The 23,794-nt window shown below is 71.0% G+C and carries 24 protein-coding genes; 15 read left to right on the plus strand and 9 right to left on the minus strand.

Translation table 11 applies throughout. From position 1 onward, the window contains the following. Positions 1 to 12: 12 nt before the first annotated feature. Together AQI95_RS17145 and AQI95_RS17150 are read right to left on the minus strand one after the other, a co-directional pair. Entirely contained in the window at positions 13 to 576 is a 564-nt protein-coding gene (locus AQI95_RS17145) for a DUF4232 domain-containing protein (RefSeq protein ID WP_067123787.1), read from the minus strand. Positions 577 to 665: 89 nt separating this feature from the next. Further along, positions 666 to 1,553, minus strand: a complete 888-nt coding sequence (locus AQI95_RS17150) for a helix-turn-helix transcriptional regulator (RefSeq protein ID WP_067123789.1) — start codon at positions 1,551 to 1,553, stop codon at positions 666 to 668. Between the two features lie 149 nt (positions 1,554 to 1,702). Here AQI95_RS17150 and AQI95_RS17155 point away from each other — a divergent pair, with 149 nt between their 5' ends. From AQI95_RS17155 to AQI95_RS17170, 4 genes are all read left to right on the plus strand, one after another. Beyond that, a complete protein-coding gene (locus AQI95_RS17155) occupies positions 1,703 to 2,206 on the plus strand; it encodes a hypothetical protein (protein ID WP_159056534.1) in 504 nt (167 codons plus the stop codon). Positions 2,207 to 2,311: 105 nt separating this feature from the next. Then, a complete protein-coding gene (locus AQI95_RS17160; protein WP_067123795.1) occupies positions 2,312 to 3,739 on the plus strand; it encodes an MFS transporter in 1,428 nt (475 codons plus the stop codon). Between the two features lie 113 nt (positions 3,740 to 3,852). Beyond that, positions 3,853 to 4,077: a hypothetical protein gene (locus tag AQI95_RS17165; RefSeq protein ID WP_067123797.1), complete on the plus strand. Its 225-nt coding sequence runs from the start codon at positions 3,853 to 3,855 to the stop codon at positions 4,075 to 4,077. Positions 4,078 to 4,213: 136 nt separating this feature from the next. Next, the gene (locus AQI95_RS17170; protein WP_067123799.1) at positions 4,214 to 4,648 is read left to right on the plus strand and encodes a hypothetical protein; all 435 of its coding nucleotides are present in this window, start codon (positions 4,214 to 4,216) and stop codon (positions 4,646 to 4,648) included. Here AQI95_RS17170 and AQI95_RS17175 read toward each other — a convergent pair. Both AQI95_RS17175 and AQI95_RS17180 read right to left on the minus strand, forming a co-directional pair. Further along, positions 4,629 to 5,225: a TetR/AcrR family transcriptional regulator gene (locus AQI95_RS17175; protein ID WP_067123801.1), complete on the minus strand. Its 597-nt coding sequence runs from the start codon at positions 5,223 to 5,225 to the stop codon at positions 4,629 to 4,631. The two genes, AQI95_RS17170 and AQI95_RS17175, sit on opposite strands and share 20 nt — an antisense overlap. A gap of 20 nt (positions 5,226 to 5,245) precedes the next feature. Beyond that, positions 5,246 to 6,262, minus strand: coding sequence for an aldo/keto reductase (locus AQI95_RS17180; RefSeq protein ID WP_067123803.1), 1,017 nt, complete (start codon positions 6,260 to 6,262; stop codon positions 5,246 to 5,248). 170 nt (positions 6,263 to 6,432) lie between these two features. Between AQI95_RS17180 and AQI95_RS17185 the strand changes: the two genes are divergently transcribed. Beyond that, positions 6,433 to 7,476, plus strand: coding sequence for a chitinase (locus tag AQI95_RS17185; RefSeq protein ID WP_067123805.1), 1,044 nt, complete (start codon positions 6,433 to 6,435; stop codon positions 7,474 to 7,476). A 57-nt stretch (positions 7,477 to 7,533) separates the two neighbouring features. Here AQI95_RS17185 and AQI95_RS17190 read toward each other — a convergent pair whose 3' ends face one another. Further along, positions 7,534 to 8,916 carry a glycine--tRNA ligase gene (locus AQI95_RS17190; protein ID WP_067123807.1) on the minus strand — a complete coding sequence of 461 codons (1,383 nt, stop codon included), beginning with the start codon at positions 8,914 to 8,916 and terminating at the stop codon, positions 7,534 to 7,536. 149 nt (positions 8,917 to 9,065) lie between these two features. Between AQI95_RS17190 and AQI95_RS17195 the strand changes: the two genes are divergently transcribed. From AQI95_RS17195 to AQI95_RS17210, 4 genes are read left to right on the plus strand one after another with little or no spacing between them, the layout of a single operon-like run. Further along, positions 9,066 to 10,025: a metal ABC transporter substrate-binding protein gene (locus AQI95_RS17195; protein WP_067123809.1), complete on the plus strand. Its 960-nt coding sequence runs from the start codon at positions 9,066 to 9,068 to the stop codon at positions 10,023 to 10,025. 17 nt (positions 10,026 to 10,042) lie between these two features. Next, positions 10,043 to 10,813, plus strand: a complete 771-nt coding sequence (locus AQI95_RS17200; RefSeq protein WP_067123811.1) for a metal ABC transporter ATP-binding protein — start codon at positions 10,043 to 10,045, stop codon at positions 10,811 to 10,813. Continuing rightward, positions 10,813 to 11,715, plus strand: coding sequence for a metal ABC transporter permease (locus tag AQI95_RS17205; protein WP_067123813.1), 903 nt, complete (start codon positions 10,813 to 10,815; stop codon positions 11,713 to 11,715). Before AQI95_RS17200 ends, AQI95_RS17205 begins: the two co-directional genes overlap by 1 nt. A 60-nt stretch (positions 11,716 to 11,775) precedes the next feature. Continuing rightward, on the plus strand, positions 11,776 to 12,186 hold the full coding sequence (locus tag AQI95_RS17210) for a Fur family transcriptional regulator (protein WP_067123815.1): 411 nt from the start codon (positions 11,776 to 11,778) through the stop codon (positions 12,184 to 12,186). Between the two features lie 17 nt (positions 12,187 to 12,203). Here AQI95_RS17210 and AQI95_RS17215 read toward each other — a convergent pair whose 3' ends face one another. From AQI95_RS17215 to AQI95_RS17230, 4 genes are all read right to left on the minus strand, one after another. After that, the gene (locus tag AQI95_RS17215; RefSeq protein ID WP_067123817.1) at positions 12,204 to 13,529 is read right to left on the minus strand and encodes a histidine-type phosphatase; all 1,326 of its coding nucleotides are present in this window, start codon (positions 13,527 to 13,529) and stop codon (positions 12,204 to 12,206) included. A 63-nt stretch (positions 13,530 to 13,592) separates the two neighbouring features. Further along, complete coding sequence (locus AQI95_RS17220) at positions 13,593 to 14,441, minus strand: isoprenyl transferase (protein ID WP_067123819.1); 849 nt, start codon at positions 14,439 to 14,441, stop codon at positions 13,593 to 13,595. Positions 14,442 to 14,465: 24 nt separating this feature from the next. Then, positions 14,466 to 15,212, minus strand: a complete 747-nt coding sequence (recO, locus tag AQI95_RS17225) for a DNA repair protein RecO (RefSeq protein WP_067124107.1) — start codon at positions 15,210 to 15,212, stop codon at positions 14,466 to 14,468. A gap of 30 nt (positions 15,213 to 15,242) precedes the next feature. Continuing rightward, positions 15,243 to 15,458 carry a hypothetical protein gene (locus AQI95_RS17230; protein WP_067123821.1) on the minus strand — a complete coding sequence of 72 codons (216 nt, stop codon included), beginning with the start codon at positions 15,456 to 15,458 and terminating at the stop codon, positions 15,243 to 15,245. A gap of 293 nt (positions 15,459 to 15,751) precedes the next feature. Here AQI95_RS17230 and AQI95_RS17235 point away from each other — a divergent pair, with 293 nt between their 5' ends. The 6 genes from AQI95_RS17235 to AQI95_RS17260 all read left to right on the plus strand — a co-directional run bounded on the left by AQI95_RS17235 (position 15,752) and on the right by AQI95_RS17260 (position 23,780). Then, positions 15,752 to 17,119, plus strand: a complete 1,368-nt coding sequence (locus tag AQI95_RS17235; protein ID WP_067123822.1) for an AMP-binding protein — start codon at positions 15,752 to 15,754, stop codon at positions 17,117 to 17,119. 167 nt (positions 17,120 to 17,286) lie between these two features. Continuing rightward, positions 17,287 to 18,921, plus strand: a complete 1,635-nt coding sequence (locus AQI95_RS17240) for an ABC transporter substrate-binding protein (RefSeq protein WP_067123824.1) — start codon at positions 17,287 to 17,289, stop codon at positions 18,919 to 18,921. A gap of 4 nt (positions 18,922 to 18,925) precedes the next feature. Beyond that, a complete protein-coding gene (locus AQI95_RS17245; RefSeq protein WP_067123826.1) occupies positions 18,926 to 19,882 on the plus strand; it encodes an ABC transporter permease in 957 nt (318 codons plus the stop codon). Further along, positions 19,882 to 21,852: a dipeptide/oligopeptide/nickel ABC transporter permease/ATP-binding protein gene (locus tag AQI95_RS17250; protein ID WP_067123828.1), complete on the plus strand. Its 1,971-nt coding sequence runs from the start codon at positions 19,882 to 19,884 to the stop codon at positions 21,850 to 21,852. Before AQI95_RS17245 ends, AQI95_RS17250 begins: the two co-directional genes overlap by 1 nt. Beyond that, positions 21,849 to 22,853, plus strand: coding sequence for an oligopeptide/dipeptide ABC transporter ATP-binding protein (locus AQI95_RS17255; RefSeq protein ID WP_067123830.1), 1,005 nt, complete (start codon positions 21,849 to 21,851; stop codon positions 22,851 to 22,853). The genes AQI95_RS17250 and AQI95_RS17255 overlap by 4 nt, the downstream gene beginning before the upstream one ends. After that, positions 22,854 to 23,780, plus strand: coding sequence for a dihydrodipicolinate synthase family protein (locus AQI95_RS17260; protein WP_067123832.1), 927 nt, complete (start codon positions 22,854 to 22,856; stop codon positions 23,778 to 23,780). The last annotated feature ends 14 nt before the right edge of the window (positions 23,781 to 23,794 follow it).

The raw sequence follows: 23,794 nt of genomic DNA on the forward strand, positions 1-23,794 counted from the left end.
GCCGGACAGGCCCTAGCGCAGGCGAGGCGGGTCCAGGCGGATGGTGTCGCTGCACACCTGGGTGGGCAGGCGGTGACCCTTCGCATCGGTCGGGTGGACGAAGGAACCGTAGTCGCGCTTGGCGGGGTGGGGCGGCACCACGTCGCTGGACGCGTCGTAGTCGCCCGCGATCCAGCAGCTGCCGCGCGGGACGTCCTGCGCCTCGTAGAAGAGCGGGAAGTCGACCGTACGGCCCGGATCCAGCACCAGCCGGACCGGCTTCGCGTTCTTCCTCGGCTCCGAATACACGTCCTGCGCCTTGCCCACCCAGACCTTGACCTGCGGATAGCCGTCGAGGGTGCAGGGCTGTGACCTCTTGTTCGTGGCGCTGAGCTGGGCCGCCGGCGCACCCGGGCGCCGGTCGGCCGTCGGCGTCCACTTCCAGCGCAGTTGCGGTGACCCGCAGGCGGCGGCGCGGGCGCGGCCTCGGCTGTCGCTGTCGCCGTGACCCGAACCGCAGGCGGCCAGTCCCGCCAGCACCGCGAGGCCGAGCACGAGAACCGCCGCCTTCCTCGCCTTCGCCGTCCGCCGCGTCATCCGCACATCCCCCCCGTGGCGAGGCACCCTGCCTCCGCAGACAAGTAGATGCAGCCTCCACCAGGGACGTTCCCTCGGCCGCCGCGGACTCAGACGAAGCTCAGCGCGAGCGCGAGGCCGTGCAGTCGCTCGAGCCGCTCGCGGGACTCCTCGTCCGCGGGGATGTACGTCACCATGCGAGCGCCCTGCTCCGGGCCCAGCCACAGATCGGTGTGCTCCAGCTTGAGGTGGCCCACATGGGCGTTGCGGAACTCCTTGGTCTTGGAGCGGCTGCCGACCACCTCGTACCGCTCCCAGTTCTCGCGGAACTCGGGGGACTCCGCCTCCAGCCGCTTCAGAAGCATCTTCCAGGCCGGCTCGCCGAGATGGCCGGCCAGCGAGGCGCGCAGCCGGGCGGCCATCAGGCGCTGGGTCTCCTCCAGATGGACGACCGAGTCCTGCCACTCCTTGTACGTGTACACGAGGAGCATGCAGTTGCGGTCCTCCGCCGGCACCGCGTCCAGATCGCACAGGAGGCGGCTGTAGGTGCGGTTGTAGGCGAGGATGTCGTACCGGCTGTTCTGGATGCAGGCCGGGATCGGCTCCAGCTGGCTCAGCATCGCGCGCAGGGCCGGGGTGACGCTCGTGCAACTCGCCGCGGGCGTCGGATCGGTGGCGCCGGCCAGCTGGAACAGGTGGGCGCGTTCGCTGGTGTCGAGCATCAGGGTGCGGGCGAGGGCGTCCAGGACCTGGACGGAGACCTGGATGTCACGGGCCTGTTCGAGCCAGGTGTACCAGGTGACGCCGACCGCGGAGAGCTGCGCGACCTCCTCGCGGCGCAGTCCGGGTGTACGGCGCCGGGCCCCGCGCACCAGGCCCACCTGCTCGGGGCTGATGCGCTCGCGGCGGCTGCGCAGGAACGCGGCCAGCTCGTGTCGCCGGATCTCCGCGCCCCGGGCCGGCCGCGGGGCGGCGCCTTGGGCGGTGGTCGTCGTCATGGGTCCAGGGTGCCTTCCTCCTCATCCTGTTGCCAGGTGGTTCCACCACCAGGATCAGGGCGCTCCGCCACCCGCCTCAACCACCGTAAAGGCTCATGAATGAATGGATAAAGTGAAGGCAATACGACGTCGTCCGGAAGGGACACCAGGTGCCTCGCGCCATCCGTTCTGCAGTGCTCGCCTGCGGCCTCGTCCTCGCCCCGGCGGCGACCGCGACCGCCGCGGCCGACGACTCGCCGCCCGACCGGAGCGCGCCGTCGGCCTCGCTCTCCGTCGACGTCGGAAAGCCGGGCAGCGAGGTGGACGTGTGGTGGCTGGACGAGTGGAACACGTCCACCGACGTGGTCGAGGTGTCCTCGCGCGCGTTCGAGCAGCCGGTTCGGCTCTCCTGGTCCGGACGCCAGTACCACGGAAAGGCCCGGCTCCGCGCGCAGGCCCGGCCGGGCTCCACCACCGCACGCGTGGTGAGCCACGGCGGGCGCGACGTCAGGGTGAAGCGGTTCTGGACAGCTGAAGAGCCGTCAGTCGCCGACGAGGTCCGGCGCGGTCTCACGTCCCACCCTCAGTGGGGGCTCGTCGCGGGCACCGGTGTGCTGGGCGGCGGCCTTCTGCTCGCCGCTGCGATCCGGCGAAGGCCGGGGCGGTCCCGCTGAAGACCCGCGCGGCGCCGCCGCCCTCTCATCCTGTTGCCGGGTACTGCTTCTACCAGGATCAGGAAACTCTGGTACCCCTCTGACGGACGGCGCAGGCTCTAGGGCATGAGTGAGACCGTCACCACCCGGGCCGTCCCCACGACGGCCGCGCCGCCCGCGCTCGGCGGGATCGGGCTGTTCACCGTTCTGCTGGCGGCGGCACTGCCGCTGATCGACTTCTTCATCGTCAACGTCGCCCTGCCGACCATCGGCGCCGATCTCCATGCGGGCGAGGCCGTGCTGGAGCTGGTCGTGGCCGGGTACGGCGTCGCGTACGCCGTGCTGCTGGTGCTCGGCGGGCGGCTCGGGGACCTGTTCGGCCGCCGCCGGCTGTTCCTCGGCGGAATGGCCGCGTTCGGGCTGACCTCACTGGCCTGCGGGCTGGCACCCGATGCCTGGAGCCTGGTCGCGGCGCGGGTCGCGCAGGGCGCCTCGGCCGCCGCGATGCTGCCGCAGGTGCTCGCCACCATCCAGTCCGCGACGCACGGCGCCCGCCGCGCGAAGGCCATGAGCCTGTACGGCGCCACGGCCGGACTGTCCATGGTGGCCGGGCAGATACTCGGCGGGGTGCTCGTGGCCGCCGATGTCGCGGGGACCGGCTGGCGGTCGGTGTTCCTCGTCAACGTCCCTGTCGTCGTGGTCGGGTTGGTCCTCGCCGTGCGCGTCGTGCCCGAGACCCGCTCCCAGCATCCCGAGCCCGTCGACGGGCCCGGCACGGTCCTGCTCGCGGTGTCGCTGCTGACGCTGCTCGCCCCGCTCACCGAGGGACGGGCCACGGGCTGGCCGCTGTGGACATGGCTGTCGCTGGCCGCGTTCCCGTTCGCCGCCGGAGCGTTCTGGGTCGTGGAGCGGCAGGCCGACCGGGCGGGGCGGACCCCGCTGGTGCCGCCGAGCCTGCTGGCTCTGGCCTCGCTGCGGCGCGGTCTGGTGCTGATGGTGCCGTTCTCGATCGGCTTCAGCGGGTTCATGTTCGTGATCGCGCTGGCGCTGCAACAGGGCGCCGGACTCGGTCCGGTGCCGGCCGGGCTCGCGCTCGCGCCGATGGCCGTGACGTTCCTGTTCACCTCCCTCGCCGGTCCCCGGCTGATCGCCCGGTTCGGCACCCGGGTCGTCACCGCGGGCTCGGTGATCCAGGCCGTGGGCATCCTGCTGATCGTGCTGGCCGCCTGGCGGGACTGGCCGCATCTGGACATCGGCTCGCTGCTGCCGGGCGCTGCCGTCGCCGGCGCCGGGCAGGCGCTCCAACTGCCCAATGTCCTGCGGCTCGTGATGTCCGAGGTGCCGCCCGCCCGCGCCGGAGTCGGCAGCGGTGTGATGGTGACCACCCAGCAGTCGGCGCTCGCCCTGGGCGTGGCCACGCTCGGCACCCTGTTCCTCACCCTCGTGCCACGCCTCGGCATGCGGGACGCGCTGGTCACCACGCTGCTGGTGCAGTTGGCGGGGATCGTGCTGACCGGCCTGCTCAGCCTGCGGCTGCCCCGCCAGGTCCGCTGAGCCGAGGCCACGGCTTGGACAACTCCATGTGAAGCTCCCCCTGTTGATGTTCGTCTTGCTGCACACTCCTGTCCCGGTCCGGGTGTGCCGGACCGGAGGAGGCGTGAGGCGTCATGCCGCAGGGAAACAGCACGAGCAAGGTCAGCCGCTGGGACCGGCACGGCCGGGAGCACGTCGTCCAGGTGCAGCGCACGGGAGTGCAGCGCACGATCCGGTGCGACACCTGCGGCTGGCGCAGGGGCGCGCAGTTCCTGCCGTGGCTGAAGGCCGAGGAGCATCTGGCCGAGGAGCATCAGGCGACGATCGATCCGTCGACGGCCCGGCAACCGTCGCGATGAAGGTCCCCGACTTTGAATTCGGTGTCTGACCTGCGCTCTTGCACCGCCGAGGACACGTTCTGGACCGGTTTCGAGTGGCCGCTCGCGCCAACCCGGGTCAGCCTGGGAAAGGTCCATCGAGCGACAGGAGACGAACATGACCTCGGTATTCCGCCACCGCTACGGCCGTACGCTGGGCGCCGGTGTTGTGACCGTGGCACTGCTGTCCGGCGGGACGGCCGGAGCCTTCGCCGCCAGTAGCACCCCCTCCCCCACGACCAAGTCCTCGTCCAGCCCGACGACCGGGATGGCCTCGATCACCCTGACAGCCGCGAAGACCTCGCTGAAGGCCGGTGACATGGTGAAGCTCGCCGGGCGCACCAAGGGTCTGAAATTCAACACCCCACTGCTCCTCCAGCACGAGAAGGACGGCAAGTGGACGGCCCTGAAGGCCAGCACAAAGGTCAAGAAGAACAACTCGTACGCGATTCTCGCCAAGCTCAACACCAAGGGCACCGAGAAACTGCGGGTCGTGAGCGCGAACAAGAACGGCAAGGTCGTCTCGCCCACCGTCACGGTGAAGGTGAGCTGAGACCCCGTATCAGCAGGTCCACGACGGCCGTGAACTCCTCGTCGACGCCGGGAGCGGTCCACTCCCGGGCGTAGCAGGGGTCGTGGAAGCGGCCGGTGGCCTGGAAGACGGCTCGGGCCGCGGCGGCCGGGTCGGACACCGAGAAGGTGCCCGACCCGGCCCCTGCCGTGATGATCCGGGTCAGCTGTCCGGTCAGGTCGGCGATGTGCTCGCCGACCACCGTGCCGTTCTCGTCGGTCAGCACCGTGTAGGTGGCGAAGAGTTCGGGATCGTCGCCCGCCTTGTGCCGCTTGGCCTCGAACAGGGCCGCGAGCCAGGCCCGCAGCAGTTCCTCGGGGGCGCCGTCGCCGGCGACGATGACGGCCAGCTTCTGCGCCGTGCGGTCCAGCCACCGTTTGGTGACCGCCTCGCGCAGCGCCGCCTTGGTGCGGAAGTGCCGGTAGACACTGCCATGGCTGACGCCGAGCGCACGGGCCACGTCGACCACGGTGGCCTTGGCCGGGCCGTGGCGGCGCAGCACCTCCTCGGTCGCTTCGAGGATGCGCTCGGCGGTCAGGGTCTCGGTGGGCGGTGCCATGCCTTAGACCGTACCCGGCGTCAGGGCCGGTGCTCGCTGTCGAGGTGTGCCATCTGCGCCGACGGGTAGCGCTCGCCGGCCGCCGCGTCCGCCGGTACGGCCTTCTCGATCGCCGCCAGGTCGGCCGCGTCCAGGGTCACGTCCAGCGCGCCCAGCGACTCGCCCAGCCGCTCGCGGGTGCGGGCGCCGATCAGCGGCACGATGTCCTCGCCGCGGGCGAGCACCCAGGCGATGGCGATCTGCGCGACCGTCACGCCCTTCTGCTCGGCGATCTTGCGCAGGGCCTCGACCAGGTTCAGGTTGTGCTGGAGGTTCTCGCCCTGGAAGCGGGGCGAGTGGGCGCGGAAGTCGCCCGCGGCCAGCTGCCGGTCCCGGCCGAAGTGGCCGGAGATCAGTCCGCGGGAGAGCACGCCGTACGCGGTGACGGCGATGCCCAGCTCGCGGGTGGTGGGCAGGATGTCCCGCTCGATGCCCCGGCTGATCAGCGAGTACTCGATCTGGAGGTCGGCGATCGGGGCGGTGGCGGCGGCGCGCCGGATGGTCTCGGCGCCGACCTCGCTCAGACCGACGTGCCGGACGTACCCCTTCTCGATCAGTTCGGCGATGGCGCCGACGGTCTCCTCGATCGGCACGTCCGGGTCGAGGCGGGCGATCCGGTAGACGTCGATGTGGTCGACGCCGAGGCGCTGCAGGGAGTAGGAGGCGAAGTTCTTCACGGCGGCCGGGCGGCCGTCGTAGCCCATCCAGTTGCCCTCCGGGTCGCGCAGGGCGCCGAACTTCACGCTGGTCAGGGCCTTTTCGCGCAGGGCGGCCGGGGCGGTGCGCAGGGCCTCGCCGAGCAGCATCTCGTTGTGCCCCATGGCGTAGAAGTCGCCCGTGTCCAGCAGGGTGACGCCCGCTTCCAGGGCGGCGTGGACGGTCGCGACGGACTCCGCGCGATCGGCGGCGCCGTACAGGGCGGACATGCCCATGCAGCCGAGGCCGAGGGCGGAGACCTGAGGGCCGGTGGTTCCGAGGTTTCGGGTTCGCATCGTCATGCCTCCACGATGCCATGACAGCTGACAGATTTCAATATCTGTCACTCCAACTCTGTCACTCGGGGCGATTGCGGCCGATCAATTGGTCCAGACCTATTGACGAGAGGTCTGGACCACGAGCACTGTCATGCCTACGACACCTCGCCGCACCCCCCACCGGGAGGCCTCGCATGCTCCGACGTCTGCTCGCCACCGCGCTCACCGCCGCCGCCCTCGTCCCCCTGGGGATCGCCACCGCCCCCACCGCCTCCGCCGCCGACACCTGCGCCGTGAAGTCCCGGCCCGCCGGAAAGGTGCTCCAGGGGTACTGGGAGAACTGGGACGGCTCCGCGAACGGCGTCCATCCGCCCTTCGGCTGGACCCCGATCACCGACTCCCGTATCGCCGCGCACGGCTACAACGTGATCAACGCGGCCTTCCCCGTCATCCGCTCCGACGGGACAGCCCTGTGGGAGGACGGCATGGACACCGGCGTGAAGGTCGCCACGCCGGCGGAGATGTGCGCGGCGAAGGCCTCCGGCCAGACCGTCCTGCTGTCCATCGGCGGCGCCGCGGCCGGCATCGACCTCAACTCGACCGCCGTGGCCGACAAGTTCGTCTCGACGATCGTCCCGATCCTGAAGAAGTACAACTTCGACGGCATCGACATCGACATCGAGACCGGCCTGACGGGCAGCGGCAACATCAACCAGCTGTCCACGTCCCAGGCCAACCTGATCCGCATCATCGACGGCATCCTCGCCCAGATGCCGTCGGGCTTCGGCCTGACGATGGCCCCGGAGACCGCGTACGTCACCGGCGGCAGCGTCACCTACGGCTCGATCTGGGGCGCGTACCTGCCGATCATCAAGAAGTACGCGGACAACGGCCGGCTGTGGTGGCTGAACGTCCAGTACTACAACGGGAGCATGTACGGCTGCTCCGGCGACTCCTACGAGGCGGGCACGGTCGCGGGCTTCACCGCGCAGACCGACTGCCTGGACAAGGGCCTGGTGGTGCAGGGCACGACCGTCAAGGTGCCCTACGACAAGCAGGTCCCCGGGCTGCCGGCCCAGTCCGGCGCGGGCGGCGGCTACATGTCACCGTCCCTGGTCTCCCAGGCCTGGCAGCACTACGGCGGCTCGCTCAAGGGCCTGATGACCTGGTCGATCAACTGGGACGGCTCGAAGAACTGGACGTTCGGCGACAACGTGAAGTCCCTGCAGGGGCGTTGACATGCGAAAGCCGGGCGGGCCGATCACCTCGGCCCGCCCGGCTTCGCGACGGTGTGACTAGGCGCCCACGAGACGCTGAGCCAGGTACCCCTCGATCTGGTCCAGCGACACGCGCTCCTGCTTCATCGAGTCCCGCTCACGGACGGTCACCGCGTTGTCCTCGAGGGTGTCGAAGTCCACGGTCACGCAGTACGGCGTACCGATCTCGTCCTGGCGGCGGTAGCGGCGGCCGATGGCGCCGGCGTCGTCGAACTCGATGTTCCAGTTCTGCCGCAGCGCCTGGGCGAGGCCCTTGGCCTTCGGGGACAGCTCGGGGTTGCGGGACAGGGGCAGGACCGCGACCTTCACCGGGGCCAGGCGGTGGTCGAGGCGCAGCACCGTGCGCTTCTCCATCTTGCCCTTGGCGTTCGGCGCCTCGTCCTCGACGTACGCGTCGAGCAGGAAGGCCAGCATGGTGCGGCCGACACCCGCGGCGGGCTCGATGACGTACGGCGTCCAGCGCTCGCCGGCCTCCTGGTCGAAGTAGGAGAGGTCCTGGCCGGAGGCCTTGGAGTGGGCGCCGAGGTCGTAGTCGGTACGGTTGGCGACACCCTCCAGCTCGCCCCACTCGCTGCCGCCGAACTGGAAGCGGTACTCGATGTCGGCGGTGCGCTTGGAGTAGTGGGAGAGCTTCTCCTTCGGGTGCTCGAACCAGCGCATGTTCTCCTCACGGAGACCGAGGCCGGTGTACCAGCTCCAGCGCTGCTCCATCCAGTACTCCTGCCACTTCTCGTCCTCGCCCGGCTTGACGAAGAACTCCATCTCCATCTGCTCGAACTCGCGGGTGCGGAAGATGAAGTTGCCGGGCGTGATCTCGTTGCGGAAGGACTTGCCCATCTGCGCGATGCCGAACGGCGGCTTGCGGCGCGAGGTGGTCTGCACCTGGGCGAAGTTGGTGAAGATGCCCTGGGCGGTCTCGGGGCGCAGGTAGGCGACGGAGCCGGAGTCCTGCGTCGGGCCGAGGTGCGTCGACAGCAGACCCGAGAACTGCTTGGGCTCGGTGAACTGGCCCTTGTTGCCGCAGTTCGGGCAGTTGATGTCGGCGAGGCCGTTCTCGGGGGCCTTGCCCTTCTTCTCCTCGTACGCCTCTTCCAGGTGGTCCGCGCGGAACCGCTTGTGACACGCGGTGCACTCGGTCAGCGGGTCCGTGAAGGTGGCGACGTGGCCGGACGCGACCCAGACCTCGGAGGCCAGGATGACGGACGAGTCGATACCGACCACGTCCTCGCGCGACGTCACCATGTAGCGCCACCACTGGCGCTTGATGTTCTCCTTGAGCTCGACACCCAGCGGTCCGTAGTCCCAGGCGGCGCGCTGTCCGCCGTAGATCTCACTGCACGGGAAAACGAAGCCACGGCGCTTGCTCAGGCTGACGATGGTGTCGATCTTGTCGGCGGCCACGGTGCTCTCTTCATTACGACGACGGGCGTTGAAGCGAGATGCTTCCAGCGAATGATTCAGGGTACCGGCGAGGGCTCCCGATCAACCAAATCGGTATCGCTCAGCAGGCTTGTTGACAACGGTTTCCATGTTTGTTGAAAATGACTGTCATGAACGTACGACGACGCCTCATACCCACCGCCGCGCTCGCCGCGGTCACCGCCCTCGGGACCGGTACGCTCTCCGCCTGCTCCAGCGACACGGCGCAGGCGGCGAACACCGGCAAGTTCGACGTCGTCGCGTCGTTCTATCCCATGGCCTTCCTCGCCGAGCGGATCGGCGGGAGCCACGTCCACGTCACCAGTCTGACCTCCCCGGGCCAGGAACCTCACGACCTGGAGATCAGCCCCAAGCAGATCGCGCTGCTGCAGGACTCCGACGCGGTGCTGTACCTGAAGAACCTGCAGCCCTCCGTCGACGACGCGGTGGCCCAGTCCCCGGTCGGGACGAAGATCGACGCGGCCTCCCTGACCGCGCTGGAGGAGCACGGCAACGAGGTCGGCGGCCACGCCGCCGCGCACGACACGCACCAGGGCGAGGAGTCCGGCGGCAAGGACCCGCACATCTGGCTCGACCCGGTGCGCTACGCCCAGGTCGCCGAGGGGGTCGGCAAGGCCTTCGAGAAGGCCGACCCGAAGCACGCGGCCGACTACAAGAAGAACACCGCGGCCCTGGTCAAGCAGCTGAACGAGCTGAACACCCGGTTCAGGACCGGCCTCGCGGACACGAGGACCAAGGTGTTCGTCACCACCCACGCCGCCTTCGGCTACCTCGCCGAGCGCTACGGCCTCACCGAGGAGGCCATCAACGGCCTCGACCCCGAGTCGGAGCCCAGCGCCGCACGCGTGAAGGACCTGGAGAAGATGGCCAAGGCCGACGGCGTCTCCACCGTCTTCTACGAGACGCTCGTCAGCGACAAGACCGCCAGGACCATCGCGGGCGACGCGGGCCTGAAGACCGACGTCCTGGACCCGATCGAGGGCATCACGGCCAAGTCCCGCGGCAAGGACTACTTCTCCGTCCAGGAGGCCAACCTCAAGGCACTCCAGCAGGCCCTGGGCGCCAAGTGAAGGGCACGGGAGACGAGATGGCCAAGGAGCCCGTCATAGCCCTCAGCGGGGTCACCGCCGAACTCGGTGCGCGTCCCGTGCTGCGCGGCATCGATCTCACCGTCGGCCGCGGCGAGGTCGTCGCCCTGCTCGGCGCCAACGGCTCCGGCAAGTCCACGGCGATCCGCACGATCGTCGGGCAGGTGCCGGTCAGCGACGGCACGATCGAGCTGTTCGGCACCCCGCGCCGCGCCTTCCGCGACTGGGCGCGCGTGGGCTACGTGCCCCAGCGGACGACGGCCGCGGGCGGCGTCCCGGCGACGGTCACCGAGATCGTCTCCTCGGGCCGGCTCTCGCGCACCCGCTTCGGCGTCTTCCGGAAGGCCGACCGGGCGGCCGTACGGCACGCCCTGGAGCTGGTCGGCATGGCCGACCGCGCCAGGGACTCGGTCGACGCCCTGTCCGGCGGACAGCACCAGCGCGTCCTGATCGCCCGCGCGCTGGTCGCCGAACCCGAGCTGCTGATCATGGACGAGCCGATGGCGGGCGTCGACCTGGCCAGCCAGGAGGTGCTCGCCCGCACGCTCAAGGCGCAGGTCGAGGCCGGTACGACGGTCCTCCTGGTCCTGCACGAGCTGGGCCCGCTGGAGCCGCTGATCGACCGGGCGGTCGTCCTGCGCGACGGCTGTGTGCTCCACGACGGCCCGCCCCCGAAGGCCCTGGGCCAACATGCCCTGCCCGGCCACGACCACGTACACCCGCACGCACCCGCGGGCACCGAACCCCTGCGCACGGGACTGCTGAGCTGATGGACATCCTCTCCTACGACTTCATGCAGCGATCGCTGCTGGCCGCCGTGCTGGTCGGCATCACGGCCCCCGCGATCGGCATCTACCTGGTGCAGCGGCGCCAGCCCCTGATGGGCGACGGCATCGGCCACGTGGCGATGACCGGCGTCGGCCTGGGCTTCCTGCTGCACGCCTCGCCGGTCTGGATGGCCACGGCCGTCTCGGCGCTCGGCTCGGTCCTGATGGAGCTGATCCGCTGGTACGGCAAGGCTCGGGGCGACATCGCGCTGGCCATGCTCTTCTACGGCGGCATGGCGGGCGGCGTGATGTTCGTCAACATCGCGCCGGGCGGGTCCAACGCCAACCTCAGCTCGTATCTGTTCGGCTCGCTGTCGACGGTCTCCCCCTCGGACGTGACGGCCATCTCGATCCTCGCGGGGTTCGTGGTCGTGGTCACCCTGGGGCTGCGCCGTCAGCTCTTCGCGGTCAACCAGGACGAGGAGTTCGCGCGGGTGACGGGCCTGCCGGTGCGCGCGCTCAATCTGCTCACCGCGGTCACCGCGGCGGTCACCGTCACCGTCGCGATGCGGGTCGTCGGCCTGATCCTGATCTCCGCCCTGATGGTGGTGCCGGTCGCGGCGGCGCAGCAGCTCACCCGGAGCTTCGCGGCGACCCTCGCGATCGCGGTCGCGCTCGGCGTGACGGTGACGATCAGCGGCACGGTGACCTCGTTCTACCAGGACGTTCCGCCCGGTGCGACCATCGTCCTGCTGACCATCGCCGCGTTCGTCGTGCTGACGGCGCTGGCCGCCCCGCTGGCCCGTCGACGCGCCCGTGCGGCAGCCGCCGCACACCCGGCCGGGGACCCGGCGGAGTGCGCGATTCCGGCCACGAGAGGAGCCGGGGACAAGATCGGCACCTGACCGCCGACAGCGCGGGCTGGCACAATGGCCCGGGCACAGGCGAGACGTGAGGAGGCAACGGTGACGACCGCTGGACCGCCCGTGAAGGGCCGCGCGACCCGGCAGCGTGCAGCCGTGGCGGCGGCCCTGGACGAGGTGGACGAGTTCCGCAGCGCGCAGGACCTGCACGACATGCTCAAGCACAAGGGCGACTCGGTCGGGCTGACCACGGTGTACCGCACCCTGCAGTCCCTCGCCGACGCCGGCGAGGTCGACGTCCTGCGCACCTCCGACGGCGAGTCCGTCTACCGGCGCTGCAGCACCGGTGAACACCACCACCACCTGGTCTGCCGTGCCTGCGGCAAGGCGGTGGAGGTCGAGGGACCCGCCGTCGAGAAGTGGGCCGAGGCGATCGCCGCGGAGCACGGGTTCGTCAACGTGGCTCACACGGTGGAGATCTTCGGCACGTGTTCTGACTGCGCCGGGGGCTGAGCGCGGGGCGTCGCGGATCAGCCTCTTCCGAAGCAGCGCTCCAGCTCGTTCAGGTCGTAGAAGGCGCTGCCCCTCTCGATCGGCCGGCAGCCGGCCTTGAACGCCGTCTCCTTCTCGTTGTAGAGCATGCGGACCAGGTAGCGGCCGTCCTTCTCGTACACGTCCCACTGGATGTCGGCACCGAGGGGAGCGACGGACGCGCCCCGCCAGGGGTTGTCGCCGTAGGTGTACGGCTGCCCCGGCGCCGCCGGTTCGGTGCTGCCCGGCAGGCCCATCAGCGCGGCCAGCGGGATGATCTCCTCGGCGTGGGTGAAGCGCAGTTCGGCCCCGAGATCGCTGATACCGGCCCGCTCGGCCTCGGCCTGCCGGAAGAAGTCGTCCAGCAGGACGTCCGCCATCTTGTACGTGATGTCGCTGTCGGAGAAGCCGGGGCCCTTCTCGTAGAAGTCCTCCACGTCGCCGAGGTAGCCGAACCAGGCCGCGTCCGCGCGGGAGATGTAGCGGTCCATGCCCCAGCCCTCGCCGGCCGGGCTCTCCTCGCTCATCGCGGGGGCGATCGCGTACAGGTTGTAGACGGCCCGCGCGGCACCGACCTGGTCGGTGATCTGCTCGACGAACGGTTCCTCGAACAGCCGGCGCAGCACGCGCTGGGCGGCCTGCCGGGTCCGGGGCTGGTTCTCGATCGAGGCCAGGGTGTCCTTGAGGCGCTGGTCGTTCGCGAGGTAGTCGCGGTAGGCCGCACCGCCCGCCGCCTTGTGGAAGTACAGCAGGTCCTTGTCGGTGCGCACCGCCCCGATCAGCGGTTTGAGCGCCGGGTCGGCCGCGGCGAGCGCGCCCGTGAACTCCCCGGCGCTGTCCACGGCCCGCCCCTGCCCGGAGCTGACCACGTCGATCTTCTCGCCCCGGTCGGCGATCTTCGCGAACAGGGTGGGCAGGCGCCGCTCCATGCGCGTCGCCGTGTCCCGCATCTCCTGCCGGCCGCGCCCGCTGAGGTCGCCGTACCCGACCTTGTCCATGGCGGCCACGAGGGCCCGCACCGTCGGCCCGAACTGCTCGCCGGTCGGGGTGAGTCGGCCCTGCCCCTCGGCCTTGTCCCACAGGGCGAGGACCAGATCGCCGTCCTCGCTGTCGGTCGCCGTGCGCGAGCCGTGCCGGGAGACGTTCTCGGTGAACACGGGCTCGAAGCCGGCCGGGGGCCGCTGGTAGGTGCGCTCGCTCTGCTCGGGCCGGTACGGGGCCTTGGTGCCGTAGCTCTCACGGTGCGCGGGGCCCTCGGCGGCGTGCGCGGGCAGCGCGGTGAGCAGCAGGGCGCCGAGGGCGAGGACTGGGGTGAGAGGTCTCATGAGTCCCGCATCCTCGGCGGCCCGGATGAACCGCTCTCGGCGATCCGGCTGAACCGCCGGTGGCTACGAGGTGGACTCGCCCTTCATGGCGGCCTCCATGGCGATGAGGTCCTCGTTCGGGACGGCACCGCCGAACCGCCGGTCGCGGGAGGCGAATTCGAGGCAGGCCCGCCACAGGTCGCGGCGGTCGAAGTCGGGCCACAGCACGTCCTGGAAGACCATCTCGGCGTACGCGCTCTGCCAGAGCAGGTAGTTGGAGGTGCGCTGCTCGCCGCTCGGGCGGAGGAAGAGGTCCACGTCCGGCATGTCGGGGTAGTACAGGTACTTCTGGATGGTCTTCTCGCTGACCTTCGCCGGGTCGAGGCGGCCCGCCCGCACGTCCTCGGCCAACGCCTTGGCCGCGTCGGCGAGTTCGGCCCGGCCGCCGTAGTTCATGCAGAAGTACAGGGTGAGCAGGTCGTTGCCCTTGGTCTGCTCCTGGGCGATCTGCAGTTCCTTGGCGACCGACTTCCACAGCTTGGGCATCCGGCCCACCCAGCGCACCCGGATGCCGAGTTCGTCGAGCTGGTCGCGGGTCTTGCGGATGAAGTCGCGGTTGAAGTTCATCAGGAAGCGGACCTCGTCGGGCGAGCGCTTCCAGTTCTCGGTGGAGAAGGCGTACAGGGAGATGTTGCGCACGCCGATCTCGATCGAGCCCTGCAGCACGTCCAGCACGCGCTCGGCGCCGACCTTGTGCCCCTCGGTGCGCGGCAGCCCGCGCTCCTTGGCCCAGCGGCCGTTGCCGTCCATGACGATGGCCACGTGGTTCGGAACCAGCTCGCCGGGGAGCTTGGGCGCGCGGGCACCGGACGGATGCGGCTCCGGCGCCTTGTACTCGCGCCGCTGGCGCCCCAGGATCCCGCGAACGACCATGTGTCTCGTCTCCTCGACCGTGAACTACTTCTCTACGTACCGCAGGGAGCGCAGCCCGCGCTCCAGATGCCAGTGCAGGTAGGCGGACACCAGCCCGCTGCCCTCGCGGACGTGGCGCGCCTCGCACGCGTCCGCCGTCTCCCAGTCTCCCGTAAGCAGCGCCCCGAGCAGCACCAGGGTCTGCGGCGAGGGTACGACGCTGCCGGGCACCCGGCAGTCGACGCAGACGGAGCCGCCGGAGGCGACCGAGAAGAAGCGGTTCGGGCCCGGCATGCCGCACCTCGCGCAGGCCTCGAAGCTGGGCGCGTAGCCGTTGACGGCGAGGGAGCGCAGCAGGAAGGCGTCGAGGACGAGGTGGGGGGCGTGCTCGCCGCGCGCGAGCGTCCGCAGGGCGCCGACCAGCAGCAGATACTGCTGGACAGCCGGCTCGCCCTCGTGGTCCGTGAACCGCTCGGCGGTCTCCAGCATCGCCGTACCGGCGGTGTAGCGCGCATAGTCGGCGACGATCCCGCCTCCGTACGGGGCGATGGTCTCGCTCTGCGTGCACAGCGGCAGCCCGCGTCCGACCAGCTCGCTGCCGCGGGCGAAGAACTGCACGTCGACGTGGGAGAAGGGCTCCAGTCGGGCCCCGAACTTCGATTTGGTGCGCCGTACCCCGCGCGCCACGGCCCGTACCCGGCCGTGACCGCGCGTGAGCAGCGTGATGATCCGGTCCGCCTCACCCAGCTTCTGGGTGCGCAGCACGATGCCGTCGTCGCGGAACAGGCTCATGGGCACCATTCTCGCCCATGCGGGGAGCGGCTAGAGCGTCTCTCCGCGACTGCGGGCGTTGGCGTGCGCGGTCGCCGCGCTCAGCCGCTCGGCTGCGGTCGCGGTGCGCAGCGCCTTGGGTTCGGCGTCCCACTCCCGGCCTCCGCCGTACGGTCTCAGCTGCACATAGGGCCCCTCGTAGCCCATGACGATGCCGAGCCTGCCGGTATGGGTGTCCACCACATGGCTGCCGACCGCAGGCCGCAATTCCCTCAACTCTTCCTCCGCCTCTTCGGCACACAGCACGCCGCGCGAGTTGTGCGTCGCGCCCTGACCTGCTCCCCCGCGTCTTCGACTTTCACGCTTTGCACATCCGAGGTGACGCTCCGCCTCTACACTCTGCAACAGCCTGCAGCTGCGCCAGGCCTGCTGTCGTGCCCGCTCAGCCGTTTGCACGACCCCTGAGGGGACGGCCACGGGAATGCCACGTCCCGGTATTTCGAATTGCGGAAAAGTGGAATCGCTTTACGGAATCGTCGGGTCAACAATATGTTGCGGGGATGGCAGCGAACGGTTTCACCCCCTGGCCCGAGGACACCGCCCTCGCCTATCGCCGCGCCGGCTACTGGCAGGGCCGCAGCCTGCCCGAGCTGCTGCACGACTGGGTGGCGGCGCACGGGCCGCGCACCGCGCTCGTGCACGGCACGACCCGTCTGACGTACTTCCAGCTGGACCGGCGGGTGAGCCGGATGGCCGCGGGGCTGCGGCTGCGCGGGGTCGAGCCCGGCAAGCGGGTCGTGGTGCAGCTGCCGAACACCCCCGAGTTCGTCGTCACGGCGTTCGCGCTGATGCGCGCCGGGGCGATCCCCGTGTTCGCGCCGACCGGGCAGGGGGAGGCGGAGATCGCCCACCTGGTGGCCGAGAGCGAGGCCGTCGGCTACGTCGGCCCGGCGACGCACCGCGGCCACGACCACATCGCGACCGCCGCCCGCATCGCCGCCGGGTCGACATCGCTGCGGCGGATCTTCACCCTCGCCGCGCCCGGCGAGCGGCCGGGCGGCTTCTCGGTGCTGCCGGGCGGCTGTCTGACCTTCCCGCTGCACACCGTGGACGAGGCACCCGTGGCGGATCGCCGTCTCGACGCCCGCGACGTGGCGTTCCTCCTGCCCTCGCACGGCACGACGGAGCCGGCGCGGCTCGTCGGCCGCACCCACGACGACTACGCCTACCAGCTCCGCGCGGCCGCCGAGCCGCTCGGCCTCGGCCCCGGGGACGTCTATCTCGCGGCGCTGCCCGCGGCGTCCCCCCTCGCCCTCGGCTGCCCCGGCGTCCTCGGCACCCTGGCCGCGGGCGGCACCGTCGTCCTGCTCGACGACCCCGCGCCGGACACCGCCTTCGCCGCGATCGCACAGGAAGGGGTGACCGTCACCTCGCTGGAGCCGGAGACCGCCGCCCGGTGGCTGGACGCCCTCGACGGCACCGGGGCCGGCCTCGGCTCGCTGCGGGTGACGCAGATCGGCGGCCGCGGCCTCGACCCCGGCCTCGCCGCACGGATCGAGTCCGGCCTCGGCGGCCGGCTCCAGCAGGTGTTCTGCCTGGCCGAGGGGGTGCTCACCGTCACCCGCCTCGACGACCCGCGGGACGTGGTGCTCACGACGCGGGGACGGCCCGTCTCCCCGGCCGACGAGATCCGCGTCGACGCGCCCGACGGCGAGGCCGGCGAACTCCTCGCCCGCGGCCCGTACACCGTGCGCGGCCACCACGGGTCCCCCGGGCACGACGCCCGTGCCTTCACCCCCGACGGCTACTGCCGCACCGGCACCCTGGCCCGGCTGACCGCGGACGGCAACCTGGTGGTCGAGGGCCGCGGCGACCGGCACCGACCCCCCGCCTCCCAGGCCCCCGATCGGCCCAACTCGCGCCCGTGACCCAGCATTTCGGGCCGCCATTGGTGCGACCTGTGGCGGCTAGGCCATTCGTGTGCGCTGTCTTGACCACCCCCACAGCCCCTCTTATGGTCGCGCTACCGACCGGACGTAGGACGTAGGACGTCGTATCTCCCACCCCCTCCCCCCACCGACTTGCTGGAGGACCCGTGCGCGACGACGTGACCCCCGACGCACCGGCCCCGCGCCGCCGGTCGTTCCTGAGGTTCACCGGGGCGCTGGGCGCGGCCGCCGCCCTGCCGCCCGTGCTGGCGGGCTGCTCGGCCGGTCCGCAGTCCACGAACGACACCGGAGGCGGCGGCAGCGGCGAGAACCGGACACTGACCGCCGTGATCGGGTACGGCAACGACGGCAGCTGGGATCCGACGCAGACGGCGTCGGCGTTCTCGATGGCCGCCAACAACCATGTCTACGAGGGGCTGCTGGACACCGACCCGATCACCCGGGTGCCGTATCCGGCGCTCGGCACCGAGGTGCCGAAGGACCCGAACGCCACCGCCTGGCGGTTCACGCTGCGCTCCGGCGCCACCTTCCACGACGGCAGGCCCGTCACCGCCGACGACGTCGTGTTCGTCTTCGACCGGATCCTCGACCCGGGCACCCAGACCCTCGCCAAGGGCTTCTTCGTCAGCTGGCTGGACGATGTGAAGAAGGTCGACGCCCGCACCGTCGAGCTGAAGCTCAAGTTCCCCTTCCCCGAAGGGCTTTCCCGGCTCACCCTCGCCAAGATCATGCCCAAGCACGTCTTCGCACGGCCCGGCGCCTGGGACGACGCCATCAAGGGGCTGGCCGTGGGCTCGGGGCCGTACCGGCAGACCGCGCACCACCCGAAGTCCAACACCACCTTCGAGGCGTTCGCCGCCTACAACGGCCCCCGCAGGCCGGCCTTCAAGAAGATGAACTGGCTGACCATCGTGGACGCGGCACCGCGCGTCGCGAAGATCTCCGGGAGCGACGCGGGCGCGCAGATCGCCGACAACATCCCGTACGCCAACATCTCCCGGCTGGAGCAGGGCGGGATGACGGTCGCGGGCGGCGCCGGGATGAACAACCTGTTCCTGATGTTCAACACCAAGCACCGGCCGTTCGACGACGTACGGGTGCGGCAGGCGCTGCACTACGCCATCGACACCGAGAAGATGGTGCGGGTCGCCCTGAAGGGGCACGGCAAGCCGGCCTCCTCGTTCCTCAACGAGGGCAATCCCGGCTACCGGCGGGCCAGGACCGTGTACGACTACGACCCCGAGAAGGCGAAGGCGCTGCTGAAGGCGGCGGGCGTCACGAACCTCAAGGTCGACATCCTTGCCGTGAACGTCAGTTGGATCGTGGACTGCCTGCCGACCATCAAGTCCTCCTGGGACGCGATCGGGGTGGAGACCACCCTGGCACCGCAGGAGACCACGGCCGTGTTCACCAAGATGGACCAGAAGCAGGACTACCAGGTCGTCGCCGCGGCCTCGAACCCCAATCAGTTCGGGCTCGACGCCGATCTGATCATGCACTACAACTACGGGCCCCAGAACCTGTGGATGGGGTACACCCGGTGGGCCGACGACTCCGTCGCCAGAAAGCTCTTCACGGACATGGACCGGGCGACCCGGGAGCCGGACGCGGCGAAGAAGAAGGCGATGATCCAGGACTACATCGACGTCGTCGCCGAGCAGGCCGTGCTCTACCCGGTCGTGCACAACGAGCTGATGACCGCCTGGGACCCGCGCGAGCTGACCGGGATAAGGGCACAGCCGTACCCGGGGATCAACCTGCTCCAGGCCAAGTGGATCTGACGGCATGACGGCCGTCGTACGGATCCTGCTCCGCCGTCTCGCCCTGCTCGTGCCGCTGCTGCTCGGGATCGTGCTGTTCGTGTTCCTGGTGATGCGCTTCTCTGACGTCGACCCGGCGTCCGCGTTCTTCCAGGGCGCGAACCCCACCCCGCGGCAGCTGCACGACTTCCGGGAGCGCAACGGCCTGCTCGACCCGTTCCCGCTGCGCTACGTCCACTTCGTCGGCAACCTCCTCCACGGCGACCTCGGCACCAGCGCCCTGACCCGCGCCCCGGTCGTCGACCAGGTCACCACCGCGCTGCCGCTCACCCTCCAGCTGACCTTTCTCGGTCTCGCCGTCGCGGTCGTGCTGGCGCTGGCCGGCGGGGTCACGGCGGCCGTGTACCGGGACCGGATCCCGGACCAGGCCATCCGGGTCGTCTCGCTGATCGGGGTGGCCGCGCCCGGGTTCTGGCTGGCGCTGCTGATGATCCAGTACCTGGCGGTGGACCGGGGCTGGTTCCCGACCGGCGGCTACATCAACCCGGCCGACTCGGTCACCGGCTGGCTGAAGACCATGGCGCTGCCCGCCTTCGCCCTCTCCCTGCCGGTGGCCGCCCAGCTCACCCGGATCGTGCGGACCTCGGTGGTGGAGGAGCTGGACAAGGACTACGTGCGCACCGCGATCGGCAGCGGGCTGCCGCCCCTGGTGGTCGTCGGACGCAACGTCCTCAGGAACGCGCTGGTCAACCCGCTGACGGTGCTCGGACTGCGGGTCGGCTACCTCCTCGGCGGCGCCGTCGTCATCGAGACCATCTTCTCGCTGCCCGGCATGGGCAAGCTGATGATCGACGCCGTGCAGAACGGCGACCCGGCCGTCGTCCAGGGGGTGGTCCTGACCACGGCCACCGGGTTCGTCATCGTCAACCTCGTCATCGACATCCTGTATCTGCTGGTCAACCCACGTCTGAGGGCGGCCTGATGGTCACGCGCGCACGCCTTGTCGAGCGGCTGTCCCGGCCCGGCGTCCGGCTGCGCGGCTGGCGCCGGCTGCCACTGCTGTCCAAGATCGCCGTCTGCTTCCTGGCCGTGGTGGTGCTGGTCGCCGTACTCGCCCCGGTCCTCGCCCCGCACGATCCGCTCGACCAGCAGGACCCGGTCGGCGACAGCGGGCATCCGTCGACGGCGCACTGGCTCGGACAGGACAGCCTCGGCCGGGACGTCCTGAGCCGGCTGATGTACGGCGCCCGGTGGTCGCTCGCGATCGGGCTCGGCGCCACCGCGCTCGCCCTTCTCGTGGGCGCCGTCCTCGGGGCGATCGCGGCCACCTCCCGCAAGGGCGTCGACGAGACGCTGATGCGCTGCCTGGACGTCGTCATGGCGTTCCCGGGGATCGCGCTCGCGGCCGTGCTGGTCGCCGTGTTCGGCGGCGGCATCGGGGTGCTGATCTGCGCGATCGCCTTCCTGTTCACACCGCCGGTGGCCCGGGTCGTGCGGGCGAACGTCCTCGACCAGTACGGCGAGGACTACGTCACGGCGGAACGGGTGATCGGCGCCCGTACCCCGCACATCGTGCTGCGGCACGTCGCCGTCAACTGCGCCGCCCCGGTGCTGGTGTTCTGCACGGTGCAGGTCGCCGAGGCGATCGTGTTCGAGGCCTCGCTGTCCTTCATCGGCGCCGGGGTGCGCCCGCCGGACCCCTCCTGGGGCAGCGTCATCGCCGACGGCAAGAACATGGTGCTGACCGGCGGCTGGTGGGCGACCGTCTTCCCCGGACTGCTGATCCTGCTGACCGTGCTGTCGCTGAACATCCTCTCCGAGGGCGTGTCCGACGCCTGGGCGGCACCGGCCGCACGCGAGGTGGAGGCTCCCCCGGAGGACCGGCTTCAGACGCCGGAGCCCGGCGGCGGCGAGGTGCTGGCGCTGCCCGGACTGGCACAGGCCGCCCAGCGGCTGCGGTCCCGGGCCCGGCCGCTGCCCGACCGCGGCGGACAGCCGGTGCTCGCCGTGGAGAACCTCACCATCGGCTTCCCGGACCGGCACCGGGGCGTGGACATCGTCGCCGGGGTCGGCTTCGACGTGTACCCCGGTGAAGTGCTGGGGCTGGTGGGCGAGTCGGGGTGCGGGAAGTCGCTGACCGCGCTCACCGTGATGGGGCTCCAGCCGCGGGGCGCGCGCATCGGCGGCCAGGTGCGGTTCCGGCAGCGGGAGCTGCTCGCCGAGCCGATGCGGGCCCGGCGGAGGCTGCTCGGGCACGAGATGGCGATGGTCTACCAGGACGCCCTGTCCTCGCTGAACCCGGCGATGACCATCCGCGCCCAGCTGAAGCAGCTCGTCCGGCGCGGTGGCCGCCGCAGCCCGCGCGAGCTGCTGTCGTTGGTCGGGCTGGACCCGGAGCGCACCCTGCGCAGCTATCCGCACGAACTGTCCGGCGGGCAGCGCCAGCGGGTGCTCATCGCCATGGCCCTCTCCCGCGAGCCACGGCTGATCGTCGCCGACGAGCCGACGACCGCCCTGGACGTGACCGTGCAGGCCCAGGTGATGGAGCTGCTGCTGCGGCTGCGCGAGGAGCTGGGCTTCGCGCTGATCCTCGTCTCGCACGATCTGGCGCTGATCGCCGACATCACCGACCGGGTGGCGGTGATGTACGGCGGGCAGATCGTGGAGAGCGGGGTGACCGCCGACCTGGTGGCGGCGCCGGCCCACCACTACACGCGCGGGCTGCTCGGCAGCGTGCTGTCGCTGGAGTCGGCCGACGAACGCATGACGCAGATCAGGGGAGTCGTACCGTCCCCGGCCGACTTCCCGGCGGGCTGCCGCTTCGCCGACCGCTGCCCGCTGGCCACCCAGGTGTGCCACGACAGCGCACCCGTCCTCACCGGTACGGCCACCCACACGGCCGCCTGCCACCATCCCGCGGTGTCCGTGGAGAGCGAGGAGGCGCTGCAGTGACCGCTGTCGTCGAGGTGCGGGACGCGCATGTGGTGCACAGGGCCCGCAGCGGCGGGTTGCTGAGGCGCGACCGGGTGTACGCCCTCACCGGCGCCGATCTCGCCGTGGCCGCCGGGGAGACGGTGGGCGTGGTCGGCGAGTCGGGGTGCGGGAAGTCGACGCTGGCGCGCGTGCTGGTGGGCATCCAGCGGCCGGTGTCGGGCTCGGTGGCGTTCCAGGGCCGTGACCTGTGGGCGATGCCTCCCGGCGAACGCCGGGCCACGCTCGGCGCGGGCGTCGGGATGATCTTCCAGGACCCGTCGACCGCGCTGAACCGGCGGCTCGCGGTGCACCGGATCCTGCGCGACCCGCTGGACGTCCACGGCCGGGGCAGCGGGGCCGAACGCGCCGACCGGGTGCGGGAGTTGATGTCCCTGGTCGGCCTTCCCCGGGCGCTGGCCGACGCGCTGCCCGGCCAGCTCTCCGGCGGGCAGCGCCAGCGCGTCGCGATCGCCCGCGCGCTCGCCCTGGACCCGGCGCTGGTCGTCGCCGACGAGCCGACCAGCGCCCTGGACGTGTCGGTCCGCGCCCAGATCCTGAACCTCCTGCTGGACCTGAAGGAACGCCTGGGCCTGGCCCTGGTGTTCGTCTCGCACGACATCCAGACGGTGCGGCGGATGAGCGACCGGGTGATCACCATGTATCTGGGCCGGATCGTGGAGGAGACCCCGGCCGACCGGGTCACCGACGCCGCCCGGCATCCGTACACCCGCGCCCTGTTCTCCGCCACGCCCGGCCTGCTCGACCCCATCGACCCGATCCCGCTGACCGGGCCGGTGCCGTCGGCGACCCGGCCGCCGAGCGGCTGCCCGTTCCGCACCCGCTGCTGGAAGGCGGATCACCTGTGTGCCGAGGCGATGCCCGACTTCTCGGCCGCGTCACGGCCCGGACACCGCTACCGCTGTCACCATCCTGTGGAGGAGGACCAGCCGACTCGCGACCTAGCACGCCAGGAGCCCTGAATGCCGTTCCCCGCCCCGCTCACCGGTGTCGTCCCGCCCGTCTGCACCCCCCTGACGCCGGAGCGCGAGGTGGACGTCCCCTCGCTGCTCCGGCTGGTCGACCATCTGGTGGAGGGCGGGTCGCACGGGCTGTTCCTGCTCGGTTCGACGTCCGAGGCGGCGTTCCTGACGGATCGTCAACGCAGCCAGGTGGTGGCGGCGGTGACCGCGCACGTCGCCGGGCAGCTGCCGGTCATCGCCGGCGCCATCGACATGACCACGCCGCGCGTCCTGGACCATGTCGCGGCCGTGACGGCGGCCGGCGCGCAGGCCGTCGTCGTCACCGCGCCCTTCTACGCCCGCACCCACCGCTCCGAGATCGTGCACCACTACCGCCGGATCGCCGCCGCGAGCGAGGTGCCGGTCATCGCCTACGACATCCCCGTCGCCGTGCACACCAAGCTCCCCGCCGATCTGGTCCTGGGGCTGGCCGCCGACCGGGTACTGGCCGGGGTCAAGGACTCCAGCGGGGACCTCGGCGCCTTCCGCGAGATCGTCACCGGCGCCCGTACGCACCCCGGGTTCAGCGTGCTGACCGGCTCCGAGCTGGTCACGGACTCCGCGCTGGCGCTGGGCGCCGACGGGGCCGTGCCGGGGCTGGCCAACGTCGACCCGCACGGGTACGTCCGGCTGTACCGGATGTGCCGGGCGGGCGACTGGGAGGGCGCGCGGGACGAACAGGAGCGGCTGTGCGCGCTGTTCGGGATGGTCGCGGTCGGCGACCCGGCGCGGATGGGCGCCAGCTCCTCGGCGCTGGGCGCGTTCAAGGCCGCGCTGCATCTGCGCGGCGTCATCGACTGCCCGATGACGGCCGAGCCCCAGGTGCCGCTGTCCGGCGACGAGGTCGAGAGGGTCTGCAAGTTCTTGGCGGCGGCGGGCCTGCTCTAGGGCCTGTCCGGCGA

Origin of the sequence: Streptomyces yokosukanensis, assembly GCF_001514035.1 — a bacterium.
Lineage (GTDB): Bacteria > Actinomycetota > Actinomycetes > Streptomycetales > Streptomycetaceae > Streptomyces > Streptomyces yokosukanensis.

Coding starts and splice junctions, on each gene's coding strand:
- AQI95_RS17160 (WP_067123795.1), top strand. CDS start 2,312: ATGAGTGAGACCGTCACCACCCGGGCCGTCCCCACGACGGCCGCGCCG.
- AQI95_RS17205 (WP_067123813.1), top strand. CDS start 10,813: ATGGACATCCTCTCCTACGACTTCATGCAGCGATCGCTGCTGGCCGCC.
- AQI95_RS17170 (WP_067123799.1), top strand. CDS start 4,214: ATGACCTCGGTATTCCGCCACCGCTACGGCCGTACGCTGGGCGCCGGT.
- AQI95_RS17250 (WP_067123828.1), top strand. CDS start 19,882: ATGGTCACGCGCGCACGCCTTGTCGAGCGGCTGTCCCGGCCCGGCGTC.
- AQI95_RS17245 (WP_067123826.1), top strand. CDS start 18,926: ATGACGGCCGTCGTACGGATCCTGCTCCGCCGTCTCGCCCTGCTCGTG.
- AQI95_RS17195 (WP_067123809.1), top strand. CDS start 9,066: ATGAACGTACGACGACGCCTCATACCCACCGCCGCGCTCGCCGCGGTC.
- AQI95_RS17260 (WP_067123832.1), top strand. CDS start 22,854: ATGCCGTTCCCCGCCCCGCTCACCGGTGTCGTCCCGCCCGTCTGCACC.
- AQI95_RS17220 (WP_067123819.1), bottom strand. CDS start 14,441: ATGGTCGTTCGCGGGATCCTGGGGCGCCAGCGGCGCGAGTACAAGGCG.
- AQI95_RS17185 (WP_067123805.1), top strand. CDS start 6,433: ATGCTCCGACGTCTGCTCGCCACCGCGCTCACCGCCGCCGCCCTCGTC.
- AQI95_RS17215 (WP_067123817.1), bottom strand. CDS start 13,529: ATGAGACCTCTCACCCCAGTCCTCGCCCTCGGCGCCCTGCTGCTCACC.
- recO (WP_067124107.1), bottom strand. CDS start 15,212: ATGAGCCTGTTCCGCGACGACGGCATCGTGCTGCGCACCCAGAAGCTG.
- AQI95_RS17200 (WP_067123811.1), top strand. CDS start 10,043: ATGGCCAAGGAGCCCGTCATAGCCCTCAGCGGGGTCACCGCCGAACTC.
- AQI95_RS17165 (WP_067123797.1), top strand. CDS start 3,853: ATGCCGCAGGGAAACAGCACGAGCAAGGTCAGCCGCTGGGACCGGCAC.
- AQI95_RS17180 (WP_067123803.1), bottom strand. CDS start 6,262: ATGACGATGCGAACCCGAAACCTCGGAACCACCGGCCCTCAGGTCTCC.
- AQI95_RS17150 (WP_067123789.1), bottom strand. CDS start 1,553: ATGACGACGACCACCGCCCAAGGCGCCGCCCCGCGGCCGGCCCGGGGC.
- AQI95_RS17145 (WP_067123787.1), bottom strand. CDS start 576: ATGACGCGGCGGACGGCGAAGGCGAGGAAGGCGGCGGTTCTCGTGCTC.
- AQI95_RS17235 (WP_067123822.1), top strand. CDS start 15,752: ATGGCAGCGAACGGTTTCACCCCCTGGCCCGAGGACACCGCCCTCGCC.
- AQI95_RS17175 (WP_067123801.1), bottom strand. CDS start 5,225: ATGGCACCGCCCACCGAGACCCTGACCGCCGAGCGCATCCTCGAAGCG.